The organism is Streptomyces sp. NPDC002138, assembly GCF_040296485.1.
In the GTDB taxonomy this organism is placed as follows: Bacteria; Actinomycetota; Actinomycetes; order Streptomycetales; family Streptomycetaceae; genus Streptomyces.
This window is the reverse complement of record NZ_JBEOXE010000118.1, coordinates 1-12,394: the sequence shown is the minus strand read 5'-3', so window position 1 is coordinate 12,394 and position 12,394 is coordinate 1. Positions and strand designations below refer to the sequence as shown.

At 73.8% G+C, this 12,394-nt stretch carries 10 protein-coding genes; 6 read left to right on the top strand and 4 right to left on the bottom strand.

The genetic code is table 11. The features are described 5' to 3' along the window. Positions 1-234: 234 nt before the first annotated feature. The 3 genes from ABT084_RS36860 to mtrA all read right to left on the bottom strand — a co-directional run bounded on the left by ABT084_RS36860 (position 235) and on the right by mtrA (position 4,871). On the bottom strand, positions 235-2,088 hold the full coding sequence (locus ABT084_RS36860) for an LpqB family beta-propeller domain-containing protein (RefSeq protein ID WP_351053904.1): 1,854 nt from the start codon (positions 2,086-2,088) through the stop codon (positions 235-237). A gap of 64 nt (positions 2,089-2,152) precedes the next feature. Beyond that, on the bottom strand, positions 2,153-4,111 hold the full coding sequence (gene mtrB / locus ABT084_RS36855; protein WP_351053901.1) for an MtrAB system histidine kinase MtrB: 1,959 nt from the start codon (positions 4,109-4,111) through the stop codon (positions 2,153-2,155). 70 nt (positions 4,112-4,181) lie between these two features. Continuing rightward, a complete protein-coding gene (mtrA, locus tag ABT084_RS36850) occupies positions 4,182-4,871 on the bottom strand; it encodes a two-component system response regulator MtrA (RefSeq protein WP_283455169.1) in 690 nt (229 codons plus the stop codon). A 235-nt stretch (positions 4,872-5,106) separates the two neighbouring features. On the opposite strand from mtrA, the gene ABT084_RS36845 reads away from it, so the two are divergent. Genes ABT084_RS36845 through ABT084_RS36825 form a run of 5 tightly spaced genes read left to right on the top strand, consistent with a single transcriptional unit; the run spans position 5,107 to position 10,762 of the window. After that, entirely contained in the window at positions 5,107-6,480 is a 1,374-nt protein-coding gene (locus ABT084_RS36845; protein ID WP_351053897.1) for a hypothetical protein, read from the top strand. 7 nt (positions 6,481-6,487) lie between these two features. Continuing rightward, positions 6,488-7,180, top strand: coding sequence for a DUF4129 domain-containing protein (locus ABT084_RS36840; RefSeq protein ID WP_351053894.1), 693 nt, complete (start codon positions 6,488-6,490; stop codon positions 7,178-7,180). Next, the gene (locus ABT084_RS36835; RefSeq protein WP_351053891.1) at positions 7,177-8,454 is read left to right on the top strand and encodes a DUF4350 domain-containing protein; all 1,278 of its coding nucleotides are present in this window, start codon (positions 7,177-7,179) and stop codon (positions 8,452-8,454) included. The genes ABT084_RS36840 and ABT084_RS36835 overlap by 4 nt, the downstream gene beginning before the upstream one ends. Further along, positions 8,451-9,452, top strand: coding sequence for an AAA family ATPase (locus tag ABT084_RS36830; RefSeq protein WP_351053888.1), 1,002 nt, complete (start codon positions 8,451-8,453; stop codon positions 9,450-9,452). The genes ABT084_RS36835 and ABT084_RS36830 overlap by 4 nt, the downstream gene beginning before the upstream one ends. Further along, positions 9,452-10,762 carry a DUF58 domain-containing protein gene (locus ABT084_RS36825; protein ID WP_351053885.1) on the top strand — a complete coding sequence of 437 codons (1,311 nt, stop codon included), beginning with the start codon at positions 9,452-9,454 and terminating at the stop codon, positions 10,760-10,762. The genes ABT084_RS36830 and ABT084_RS36825 overlap by 1 nt, the downstream gene beginning before the upstream one ends. On the opposite strand, the gene cpt is transcribed toward ABT084_RS36825, so the two are convergent. Further along, positions 10,759-11,307, bottom strand: coding sequence for a chloramphenicol phosphotransferase CPT (gene cpt, locus ABT084_RS36820; RefSeq protein WP_351053907.1), 549 nt, complete (start codon positions 11,305-11,307; stop codon positions 10,759-10,761). The two genes, ABT084_RS36825 and cpt, sit on opposite strands and share 4 nt — an antisense overlap. A gap of 70 nt (positions 11,308-11,377) precedes the next feature. Between cpt and ABT084_RS36815 the strand changes: the two genes are divergently transcribed. Further along, positions 11,378-12,262 carry a sigma-70 family RNA polymerase sigma factor gene (locus ABT084_RS36815; protein ID WP_351053883.1) on the top strand — a complete coding sequence of 295 codons (885 nt, stop codon included), beginning with the start codon at positions 11,378-11,380 and terminating at the stop codon, positions 12,260-12,262. The last annotated feature ends 132 nt before the right edge of the window (positions 12,263-12,394 follow it).

The following is a 12,394-nucleotide window of genomic DNA, read 5'->3' as shown; positions in this document are numbered from 1 at the left end:
CCAGCAACCCCCCGTCACCCCCACGCCGTGCTTCAGCGATGCGGACCCATAGCCCCCGACGCGAGCGGCCCGCCGCGGAGCGCCCCCCCCCCCGGAGGGCCCACAAGGGGAACCCGCCCCCTCACCCGCACCACCCACCACCCACCGCACGCCAGGCCCAGGCAGCCCAAGCCAAAGGGGGGCCCCGCACGCAGGCCCCCCCAGCCACTCCCAGCCCGCAACCCGGACCAAGGGTCAGCCCGGATACACCGGCGCATGCCCCCCGGCGGCAGCCGTCCGCCACTGCGCCCCCGGCGGCAGCCAGACGATCCCGTCCTCCTCCGACCGCCCCACCACCGGCTTCTTCTCGTCCTCCGACGCCGCCACCTCCGTCAGCCCTGTCGCCCCCGGCAGACTCGTCGCGAGCATCGACCCGTCGGCCAGGACGTACCGCGCCTGCACCACCCCGCCGCTCTCCCGCCCGATGACCAGCAGCCGCCCCCGCGGGGCCCAGCTCATCGCCGTCACCGTCGTCATCTGCGGCGCGGCCGGGCGCAGTTCACGTACCGAGACCGCCGGAGCGTCCGCCTTGTCCTCGGGCCGTTCGATCCGCCCGATGTACAGGTTCCTGCGGCCGTCCTTCGTCACCAGCAGCGCGATCCGCACCCCGTCCGAGGACACCCGCAGCTGGCTGATCTGCCCGTTGTCGAGCCCGGCGACATCCACCCGCTCGGGCGCCCCGGTCCCGCCCGGCACCCGCCACAGCGCCGGGCCCTGCGGGTCCTGGTCCGCGATCCACAGGTCACCGCGCGCGTCCCAGCTCGGGGCGGTCAGCTTGTTCGCCTTGCTGGTCAGCACCGGCGCCGGCAGCGCTCCCGCCGTCGTCAGCGACACGACGTGCAAGGCGTGCCCGTCCTCGGAGACCACCGCGGCGCGGTGCTCGTCGTACGTCACGGCCGCCGAGCCCACCTTGAAGGCACTGCCCGGCCCCGCCGTGGACAGCGGCCCCGGCACCGGCTCGGCCGGGTCCTGCTGGTCCTCCTTCTCGACCGCCAGGCTCATCCGGACCAGCCGGTGGTCCTTGTCCACGTAGTACTGGAACCGCGGCGACGGCACCCGGTTGGCGATCGAGGCCGCCGCGCCCTCGGTCACCGCGCACAGCGACGAGCCGTCGGAGCGCAGCAGTTCGACCCGGTCGAGCCGGGAGGTCGTCATGTCCCGCACTGTGTAGAAGAGTTGGGTCGCCATCTTCTGGCACTGCGGGTGCGCGACGTTGTCGGCCTTCTCGTTGAGCGGCACCCGCAGGGTGTTCTGGCCGTCGTACGAGAGGGACTTGGTGCCCTCGCGCAGTTCCGTGCCGGTGGGGAAGTTGGAGGCGACGACCGGGCCGAGCCACTTGGAGGGGCCGGCCAGCAGCGACCGTACGGTCTGGGTCATCGGGTCCATGCGCGTGTCCGGATCGGTGCGCTGGCGCACGTACACGGGGTCGGCGACGAGCGCTCCGTCGGCGAAGTAGTACTTGTTGACGGGCCGGAAGATCCGCTGGAAGTCGGACTCGCTCAGCACCAGGCCGCCGGGCGGCGAGGCGATCCGCCACTGCTTGTTCTTGTCCTGGACGAGCTGGATGAACTCCTCGTAGCGCCCGCCGCCGGTGTCCGGCTGGTACGCGCTGCGCTCGTCCACCGTCGCGAGCCGCTTGCCGGTGACCTTGAACCGGGGCCCCTCGGGGTCCTTGTCGCCCTGGACGGAGACCCGGGTGATGCCGCCGGAGAGCACGGTGATGGCCGAGCCGGGCTTCCAGTTCTTCGCCGCCTCCTCGGTGAGGTACTTGCGGGCGGTGTCCAGCTGCGGGTCGTCGCTGGTCATCGCTTCGAGGAAGCCGTCGACGATCTCGGGCGGTGTCGCCTTGTCCGCGGGCGGCACGCCGAACACGCGCACCTGCGAGTCGACGCCCTGGGAGGCCTGTACCTCGGTGATCTCGCCGTGGTCGGGCATGGAGGCGCAGCCGGACGCCAGCAGCGCGCCGCACAGGGCGCTGCCGAGCACGGCCGTCAGCCGCCGCCCGCGCCGCTCGCCCCGCGACCGGAAGCGCGGCACGGACCGCGGCACGGACCGCGTACCCGCCGCCGCGTGATCGGCAGCAGGGGCGGGAGCGGAAGTCGTGGGATCGGGCTCAGCGTCCACCGGTTGCGTCCTCCTGTGCCTGATCCACCGCTCCGCCGTCCGTCCCGGGGACACCACGGCCCCCACCAGCCCCACCCTCGGCACCAGCATCAGAACCCGCACCGCCGGCCCTGCCCCCGCCCTCCGGCGCCCGGGACACCACCCGCGCCCCGGACCCCGGCAGCGCCGTCGGGTCCGCCGGTACGGGCGTCGCCCCGGCGACCGCCGAGCGCGGCGGGATCGGCGACCGGTTCACCGGCGCGGGCGGCGCGGTGTCCGCGCGGCCGAGCCGTCCCTCGGCCTCGGCCCGCAGGCGGTTGCCCCGCGAGTCCTCCGGCTCCAGCGGGATCGGGGAGCCCCGCAGCGGTTCGTCGGCGGTCCGGGGCAGCGTCAGGCGGAACTGCGAGCCGCCGCCCGGCTCGCCCCAGGCCTGGAGCCAGCCCCCGTGCAGCCGGGCGTCCTCGACGGCGATGGACAGGCCGAGGCCCGTGCCGCCGGTGGTGCGGGCGCGCGCCGGGTCGGCGCGCCAGAAGCGGTTGAAGACCCGGGTCGCCTCGCCGGGCTTGAGGCCCACCCCGTAGTCGCGTACGGCCACGGCGACCGCGCCGCCCGCCGAGGCGAGCCGGACCACCACGTCGCGGCCCTCGCCGTGCTCGACGGCGTTGACGACGAGGTTGCGCAGCACCCGCTCGACCCGCCGGGCGTCCGCCTCGGCGATGACGGGCTGGGTGTCGCCGAGCACCCGGACCCGGGTGCCCTTGCGCTCGGCCAGCGGCTCGGCGGCGTCGATGACCCGGTGCACGACGTCGCGCAGGTCGATCGCGTCCGCCTCCAGCGCTGCGGCGCCCGCGTCGAACCGGCTGATCTCCAGCAGGTCGGCCAGCAGCGACTCGAAACGGTCGAGCTGCCCGGCGAGCAGCTCGGCGGCGCGCGCGGTGACCGGGTCGAAGTCGACGCGGGCGTCGTGGATGACGTCGGCGGCCATCCGGACGGTGGTCAGCGGGGTGCGCAGCTCGTGGGAGACGTCGGAGACGAACCGGCGCTGCATCCGGGACAGCTCTTCGAGCTGCTGGATCTTGTGCGAGAGGTGCTGTGCCATTTTGTTGAAGGCTTCGCCCAACCGGGCGATGTCGTCCTCGCCGGTGACCTTCATCCGCTCCTGGAGCCGCCCGGCGGAGAGCCGCTCGGCGATCCCGGCGGCCATCCGCACGGGCGTGACCACCTGGCGCACGACGAACCAGGCGATGGCGCCGAGCAGCACGACCACGAACAGCCCGGCCGTGGCGATGGTGGTCTTGACCAGGTTCAGGGACTCCTGCTCCTGGGTCAGCGGGAACAGGTAGTACAGGTCGTAGGGCTCTCCGTTGATGTCGGTGAGCCGCTTGCCGATCACCAGCGCGGCCTCGGACTCGGTGCCCGGCGTGCTGTAGCGGATGCTGGAAAAGGTCAGGAAGGTGCCGGTCGCGTGGTTGACGGCCTTGCGCAGCGACATCGGCACGCTGGCGGTCGGGTCCACGTCGCCGGAGGCGCGCGCTCCGCGTACGCCGGGCCCCATCTCGCCGGTTCCGGCGCCGAGCGCGACCACCTCGAAAGCGGTCTGGCCGCCGCTGGCCAGCTGTTTGACCAGGGAACTCATCCAGGTGCTGGCGTCCCGGCCGGCCTTGGTGTCAGAGGTGGAATCCGGCCCGTCGGTCGTGGCGGGCGTGTTGGCCTTCTCCTGTGCGACCGCGAAGCCGCCCGCCGCCTGGCTCTGCGCGGCCTCTTCCTTGGCGTCGAGCAGCCCCTTGCTGACCTGGGCGATGACGACGAAACCGAGGCTGAGGACCACGGCCAGCGACATGAGCAGGGTGCCGGCGACCACCCTGAGCTGGAGATTGCGCCGCCAGAGGCGGACAGCCGGGAGCAGCGGCCTGCGCACGAGCCGTACGAAGAGCCGCAGCACGGGGCCGCCGGCCGTTCCGTCAGCCATCTGACGGAACGGCCGACCGCCCCGCGCGGCCCCTCGACGGGAACCGCGCAGCGGCCTGCCGGGCTTCATGTCAGCTCGGTCCGGCCTTGTAGCCGACGCCACGTACGGTCACCACGATCTCCGGGCGCTCCGGGTCCTTCTCGACCTTGGAGCGCAGTCGCTGAACATGCACGTTGACCAGGCGGGTGTCCGCCGCGTGCCGGTATCCCCAGACCTGCTCCAGCAGCACCTCGCGGGTGAACACCTGCCAGGGCTTGCGGGCGAGCGCGACCAGCAGGTCGAACTCGAGCGGGGTCAGCGCGATGGAGGCGCCGTCCCGCTTCACGGAGTGCCCGGCCACGTCGATGACCAGGTCACCGATGGTGAGCTGCTCGGGCGCGGGCTCCTCCGAGCGGCGCAGGCGGGCCCTGATCCGGGCCACCAGCTCCTTGGGCTTGAACGGCTTGACCATGTAGTCGTCGGCGCCGGATTCCAGCCCCACGACCACGTCGACCGTGTCGCTCTTGGCGGTGAGCATCACGATCGGCACGCCGGATTCGGCGCGGATCAGCCGGCAGACCTCTATGCCGTCCCTTCCGGGCAGCATGAGGTCGAGCAGTACCAGGTCCGGCTTTGCCTCCCTGAAAGCAGCAAGTGCCTTGTCGCCGTCCGCTACGAACGACGGCTCAAAACCTTCTCCACGCAGCACAATGCCGAGCATCTCGGCCAGCGCGGTGTCGTCGTCGACGACAAGGACGCGTCCCTTCATGGTTGACATCATCCCATTAGCTAATCGTTACCTGGCGGTGAGCTGTCCCACAGCCAAAAGGGCTGGAAATCGCCCCTCTGACCTGCGTCGTGATCCAGTCGTCCAGTCTGCCTCGGATCCGGGCGACAATTGAAGGTGCGGGCCGGTCCGATATCCGGGGGAGGAGCCGGTCCGTCCGGCGTTCCCACGTGGCACGATGGCAGCGACTCAGCGCCCCCGCCAGCGCAGTACACGTGAAGGAGCGACGATGAACGACTCTCCGGGCTGGGCTACGCCCGGACCCTCTCCGTCCGGTGGTGAGCGCGAAGGCGCTCCCGATGCGAACGGTACGGGGGCGCAGCGGCCATCCTCACCACCTTCACCCGAGAACCCGGCCCAGCCCGGACAGACCGGGCAGCCCGTCCCGCCCGCGCAGCCGCCCACCGACCCGAAGTGGTCCGCCCAGCAGCCGCCGCCCGGCCAGTGGTCCAGCCCCGGCTCGGCCCCGGCTCCCGGCGCGCCCGCCGACGGGTCCGCTCCGCAGCAGCCGCCGCAGCCGCAGCCCGGCGCCGGCTGGGGCTCGTACGGTCAGCAGCCCGGCCCGTACGGCGGCCAGCCCGGGCAGCCCGGCCCGTACGGGCCGTACGGCGCCCCCGGCGGCTGGGGCAAGCCCCCGGCGGCCAAGCCCGGCGTGATCCCGCTGCGCCCCCTGGGCCTCGGCGAGATCCTCGACGGCGCGGTCACCACCATGCGCACCCACTGGCGCTCGGTGCTGTCCGTCACCGCCCTCGTCGCCGTGATCGTGCAGCTGGCCACCGTGATCTTCCAGCGGTACGCGCTGGAGCGCCTCACGACCGACGCCGGCAGCATCACGGGCCCCCGCGAGATGCTCGACGTGATGGGCAGCAGCCTCACCCTGTCGTCCGTCGCGATCTTCATCCAGGTCATCGGCGGCGTCCTCGCCACCGCCCTGCTCACCATGATCTTCAGCCGGGCCGTGCTCGGTCAGCCCTCCACGGTCGCCGGGGCCTGGCGCGACGCGCGCCCCCAGCTGCTCCGCCTCGCCGGGCTGACCCTCCTGCTGACCGTCGGCTCCGCCGCCCTGCTCCTGGTCCTGATGCTCCCGGGCATCCTCGTGAACAGCCCCGCCCTGGGCGTCGTCGGCGGCCTCATCGGCCTGGTCGTCCTGGCCTGGCTGTGGATCCGCTTCAGCCTGGCCTCGCCCGCGCTGATGCTGGAGAAGGCGACCGTCCTCAAGGCGCTGGGCCGCTCCGCGAAGCTGGTCCAGGGCGCCTGGTGGCGGATCTTCGGCATCACCGTCCTGACGACCCTCATCGTGGGCATCGTCTCGATGATCATCGCCGTGCCCTTCTCGGTCATGGCCATCGTCTTCGGCGGCGGATTCGACGCCATGATCGCCGGGAACACCCCCGACGGCTGGGCGTTCCTGATCATCCAGGCGGTCGGCTCGGTGGTCGGCATGGCCATCACCATGCCGATGCAGGCCGGCGTCGTCGTGCTGCTCTACATCGACCAGCGCATCCGGCGCGAAGCCCTCGACCTGGAGCTCGCCCGCGCCGCCGGTGTCGAGAACTACGGCACCCAGGGCGGCGCCGCCCCGCACCCCGGCGCCGGAGGCTGATGCGGCGGTGATCACCACGGGGGGACCGATCACACGCGTCACGGCAGCCCTGCTGCCCCAGGGCGAGACACCACCGCTGACGACACCGCGCGACGCGGCCCGCGAGGCCGCCGAGCGCGAGCTGTCCAAGCCGCTCTACCACCAGAACGACCCGAGCCCGATCGAGCGCGCCATCGACCGCTTCTGGGAGTGGCTCGGCGATCTGATGAACTCCGCGTCCGACGCCACACCCGGCGGACTGACCGGAATCATCCTGATCACCGTCGTGGTGATCCTGCTCATCGGCGCCCTGTGGTGGCGGCTCGGCTCCCCCCGCCGCGCCGCCACCAGCGCCGGGCTCCTCTTCGACGAGCGCATACGCAGCGCCGCCGACCACCGCGCGAGCGCCGAGGCGCACGCCGCCGCCGGCCGCTGGACCGAGGCCGTCCAGGAACGCATGCGCGCCGTCGTGCGCTCCCTGGAAGAGCGCACCCTGCTCGACCCGCGCCCCGGCCGCACCGCCGACGAGGCCGCCGCCGAAGCCGCGCTCTCCCTCCCCGCCCACACCGCGGAACTGCGCGCCGCCGCCCGGACGTTCGACGACGTCACCTACGGCGGCCGCGCCGCTGACACCGGTACGTACGCCCGCCTGCGCGACCTCGACCTCACCCTGGAGCGCGCCAAGCCCGTCCTGACCACCACGGGAGGACCGGCCGCATGAGCACCGCCCGCACTCCGGCGCCGCCCCCCGCGCCCCCGCACCCGCCGGCCACCCCGGCCGCGGCACCCCCGGCCGCGGCGCCCACGACCGCGCCCACGACCGCGCCCACTTCCACCGCCCTGGGCCCCGCCCGGCTCTGGCGCCGGGCCCGCGGCTTCCTCATCGCCCTCGCGGCCCTGCTCGTCGCCGGTCTCGTCCTGGCCTCCCTGCACTCCGGCCCCCTGCACGGGCACCTCGACCCGCGCTCCGCCGACCCCACCGGCAGCCGGGCCGTCGCCGAACTCCTCAAGCAGCGCGGGGTCACCACCCGCGTCGTGACCACCACCGCCGAGGCCGCCGAAGCCGCCGGCCCCGGCACGACCCTCCTGGTCACCGCCCCCGACCTGCTCGGCCAGGACCGGCGCTCCGTCCTGCGCGCCGCGACGGACCCGGCCGGCGGCCGTACGGTCCTGCTCGCCCCCGGCGACAGCGCCCTCACCGGCCTCACCCCCGGCGTCCGCGCCTCGGGCACCGCCCACCACAAGGCCCTCTCCCCCGGCTGCGCCCTGCCCGCGGCCACCGCCGCTGGACGCGCCACCACCGGCGACGGCCTCCGCTACACCACCGACCTCCCCCGGGTCCTGGCCTGCTACCCCAGCGGCGGCGACCCCACCCTGCTCGTGGTCCCCGGCGCCCACGGCGGAGACACCGTCGTCCTCGGCTCCGAGCTGATCCTGCGCAACGACTCCCTGGCCGACGAGGGCAACGCCGCCCTCGCCCTGCAACTCCTCGGCTCCCGTGCCGAACTCGTCTGGTTCATCCCCTCGCCCGCCGACACCGCGGCCGGGCAGGCGGAGCAGGAGAAGAGCTTCTTCGACCTCATCCCGGCCGGCTGGGCCTGGGCCCTGCTCCAGCTCACCGCCGCCGCGGTCCTCGCCGCCCTCTGGCGCGGCCGCCGCCTCGGCCCGCTCGTCCCCGAGCGACTCCCGGTCGTCGTCCGCGCCTCCGAGGCCACCGAGGGCCGCGCCCGCCTCTACCGCAAGGCCGGAGCCCGCGACCGCGCCTCCACCGTGCTGCGGGAAGCCACGCGCGAGCGCCTGGCCGCCCTGGTCGGCGTACCCCCCGCCCGTGCCCAGGACCCCGCCGCCCTGCTGCCCGCGGTCTCCGACCGGCTGGCCGGCTCCGACCGGGACCTGCCCGGGCTGCTCTTCGGCCCCGCCCCCTCCGACGACGCGGCACTCGTCGCGCTCGCCGATCACCTCGACGCCCTCGAAAGAGAGGTCCGTACCTCATGACGGCCACGCCCGCCGACGCCTACCAGGCCGCCCCCGCCCACCCGGACGCGGACAGCGCACGCGCCTCCCTCGAAGCGCTGCGCACCGAGATCGGCAAGGCCGTCGTCGGCCAGGACGCCGCCGTCACCGGCCTCGTCGTCGCCCTCCTGTGCCGCGGCCACGTCCTCCTCGAAGGCGTGCCCGGCGTCGCCAAGACCCTGCTGGTGCGTGCCCTGGCCGCCTCCCTCGACATCGGCACCAAGCGCGTCCAGTTCACCCCCGACCTGATGCCGAGCGACATCACCGGCTCGCTGGTCTACGACGCCCGCACCGCCGAGTTCTCCTTCCAGGACGGCCCGGTCTTCACCAACCTGCTCCTCGCGGACGAGATCAACCGCACGCCCCCCAAGACCCAGGCCTCCCTCCTCGAAGCGATGGAGGAGCGCCAGGTCACCGTCGACGGCACCCCGCGCCCGCTCCCCGAGCCCTTCCTGGTCGCCGCCACCCAGAACCCCGTCGAGTACGAGGGCACCTACCCGCTGCCCGAGGCCCAGCTCGACCGCTTCCTGCTCAAGCTCACCGTCCCGCTGCCCTCCCGCACGGACGAGATCAACGTCCTGGCCCGGCACGCCGCCGGCTTCGACCCGCGCGACCTCAAGGCCGCCGGCGTACGCCCCGTCGCCGGCGCCGCCGACCTCGAAGCCGCCCGCCGCGCCGTCGCCGCGACCACCGTCTCCCCCGAGATCACCGGCTACGTCGTCGACATCTGCCGCGCCACCCGGGAATCGCCCTCGCTCACCCTCGGCGTCTCCCCGCGCGGCGCCACCGCCCTGCTCTCCACCGCCCGCGCCTGGGCCTGGCTGACCGGCCGCGACTACGTCACCCCCGACGACGTCAAGGCCCTCGCCCTGCCCACGCTGCGCCACCGCGTCCAGCTGCGCCCCGAGGCCGAAATGGAAGGCGTCACCGCGGACGCGGTCATCACCGCGATCCTCTCCCACGTCCCCGTCCCGCGCTGATGGCCCTGACCGGACGCGCCGCCCTGGTGGCGGCCCTCGGCGCGCTCCCCGTCGGCCTGCACGAACCGAGCTGGTGGGGGATCCTCGCCGTCAACGGACCCCTGGCGCTGGCCTGCGCCGTCGACTACGCCCTCGCCGCGCCGGTGCGCACCCTGCGGTTCTCCCGCTCCGGCGACACCTCGGTGCGCCTGGGCGAGAGCGCGGACGTCCACCTCACCGTCACCAACCCCGGCGGACGCGCCCTGCGCGCCCGGATCCGCGACGCGTGGCCCCCGAGCAGCTGGCTCCCCGGCGCCGAGGCCGCCGCCTCCCGGCACGCGCTGACCGTCCCCGCGGGCGAACGCCGACGGCTCACCACCCACCTGCGTCCCTCCCGGCGCGGCGACCGCCGCGCCGACCGGGTCACCGTCCGCTCGTACGGCCCGCTCGGTCTGATGGCCCGCCAGGGCAACCACGTCGTCCCCTGGACGGTCCGCGTCCTGCCCCCCTTCACCAGCCGCAAGCACCTGCCGTCCCGGCTCGCCCGGCTGCGCGAACTCGACGGCCGCACCAGCGTCCTGACGCGTGGTGAGGGAACCGAGTTCGACAGCCTGCGGGACTACGTACCCGGCGACGACACCCGTTCCATCGACTGGCGGGCCACCGCCCGCCAGAACAAGGTGGCCGTCCGCACCTGGCGTCCGGAACGCGACCGGCACATCCTCATCTGCCTCGACACGGGCCGTACGTCGGCCGGACGCGTCGGCGACGCCCCGCGCCTGGACTCCACCATGGACGCGGCCCTGCTGCTCGCCGCCCTCGCCACCCGCGCGGGCGACCGCGTGGACCTGCTGGCCCACGACCGCCGCACCCGCGCCCAGGTCCAGGGCCGCCCGCCGGGCGACATCCTGCCCGCCTTCGTGAACGCGATGGCCCCGCTGGAGCCCGAACTCGTCGAGACCGACTCCCGCAGCCTGGTCTCCACGATCCTGCGCAGCGCCCCGCGCCGCTCCCTGGTGGTCCTGCTGACCAGCCTGGACGCCGCCCCGATCGAGGAGGGGCTGCTCCCGCTGCTGCCGAGCCTCACCCAGCGCCACACGGTCCTGCTGGCCTCGGTCGCCGACCCGCACATCGCGGAGATGACCACGGCCCGCGGCTCGGTCGACGCGGTGTACGAGGCCGCCGCGGGCACCCAGACCCGCGCCCAGCGCCGCCGCACCGCCGACCAGCTCTCCCGGCACGGCGTCCACGTCGTCGACGCCACCCCCGACACCCTGGCCCCGGCCCTCGCCGACGCCTACCTCTCCCTGAAGGCCGCCGGCCGCCTCTAGACCGTCCAGGCCTGCGCCGCCACCCTCTCGGCGATGATCCGGGCGCAGGTCATCGCCTCGGCGCGGGAGGTGTCCACCTCCAGGTCGTAGACCACGCCCCGGTGGACCGACTCCGCCTGGGACGCGGCCATCCCGCCGATCCGGTCGCCGCGCGCCACCTCACGGCCCGCGGCGACCCCGGCCTCGCACCGGACCCCGACCCACAGCACCCGCAGCCCCTCCAGGGCCGCGCGCCACCGCTCCTGCGAGTCCGGTCCGCCGAGGAAGACCTCGTCGACGACGACCCGGGCACCGGCCCGCGCCATCGCGGCGACCCCCGCGATCCACGCCGCTTCCAGCGCCCTGAACTCCGGTCCTACGACGACCTCGCCGTCCGGGGCGAAGCCGATCCCGGTGTCGCCCTCCCGCAGGGACGCGGGCATCGCGTCGACCAGCGTGTCGACGCCGAGGGCCAGCCAGGCACCGGGCAGCACCGCCTGCAGACACCGCGAGATCCCGGACTTCCCCGAGCTGGAACCACCGTTGAGAACGATCACCTGGGTCATCACGGCGCCACTGTAGGAGGCAAGATCTTCTCGGTCCATCGGTTTCGATCCGCCTGACGAAGGAACCCACATGAGCGAACACGACGAGCTGGCGAAACGCTTCGAGGAGCACCGGCCCCACCTCCGTGCGGTGGCCTACCGGATGCTCGGCTCGATGAGCGGCACGGACGACGTCGTCCAGGAGGCCTGGCTGCGGCTGAGCACCCAGGACGCCGACACCATCGAGAACCTCGGCGGCTGGCTGACCACCGTGGTGGCACGGCTGTGCCTGAACGGGCTGCGCTCGCGCGAGCAGCGCCGTGAGGATCCGCTCGAGGTCCGGATACCCGACCCGGTGATCAGCCGCGAGAACGTGGTCGATCCCGAGCAGGAGGTCCTGCTGGCAGATTCGGTCGGGCTGGCCCTGCTGGTGGTGCTCGAATCACTGAGCCCGGCCGAGCGGCTCTCCTTCGTCCTGCACGACATGTTCGCCGTGCCCTTCGACGAGATCGCCCCGATGATCGACAAGACCCCGGCCACGACGCGCCAGCTGGCGAGCCGCGCCCGCCGCCGGGTCCAGGGGCAGGCCCCGGTTCCCGACCCCGACCTCGCCCGTCAGCGGGAGGTGGTCAACGCGTTCTTCGCGGCCGCCCGTGACGGCGACTTCAACGCGCTCGTCTCGGTCCTCCACCCGGATGTGGTCCTGCGCTCCGACGGCGGCATCGCCCGCGCCCGCCACACGGTCGTCCTGAGCGGCGCGCACACCGTGGCCGGTCAGGCCATCACCTTCGGTTCGCTGTCCCCGTTCGCCTTCCCGGCACTCATCAACGGCGCCGCGGGCGTCGTGGTCATCGCCAACGGCCGTCCGCTGTCGGTCATGGCCTTCACCGTGGTGGCCGGCCAGGCCGTCGCCATCGACGTCATCGCGGACCCGGAGCGGCTGGCCCTGCTCGACCTCACCGCGTTCGACGCCTGATCCCGGTTCCGGACCGAAACTGGTCCGGAACTGGTCGGGAACTGGTCCGGAACGCAGAAAAGCCCCGCACCAAAAGGTGCGGGGCTTTCCCGGAAAAATTGTTCGGCGGCGTCCTACTCTCCCACAGGGTCC

Coding starts and splice junctions, on each gene's coding strand:
- mtrB (WP_351053901.1), bottom strand. CDS start 4,111: ATGGCTGACGGAACGGCCGGCGGCCCCGTGCTGCGGCTCTTCGTACGG.
- mtrA (WP_283455169.1), bottom strand. CDS start 4,871: ATGATGTCAACCATGAAGGGACGCGTCCTTGTCGTCGACGACGACACC.
- ABT084_RS36845 (WP_351053897.1), top strand. CDS start 5,107: ATGAACGACTCTCCGGGCTGGGCTACGCCCGGACCCTCTCCGTCCGGT.
- ABT084_RS36835 (WP_351053891.1), top strand. CDS start 7,177: ATGAGCACCGCCCGCACTCCGGCGCCGCCCCCCGCGCCCCCGCACCCG.
- ABT084_RS36830 (WP_351053888.1), top strand. CDS start 8,451: ATGACGGCCACGCCCGCCGACGCCTACCAGGCCGCCCCCGCCCACCCG.
- ABT084_RS36825 (WP_351053885.1), top strand. CDS start 9,452: ATGGCCCTGACCGGACGCGCCGCCCTGGTGGCGGCCCTCGGCGCGCTC.
- cpt (WP_351053907.1), bottom strand. CDS start 11,307: ATGACCCAGGTGATCGTTCTCAACGGTGGTTCCAGCTCGGGGAAGTCC.
- ABT084_RS36815 (WP_351053883.1), top strand. CDS start 11,378: ATGAGCGAACACGACGAGCTGGCGAAACGCTTCGAGGAGCACCGGCCC.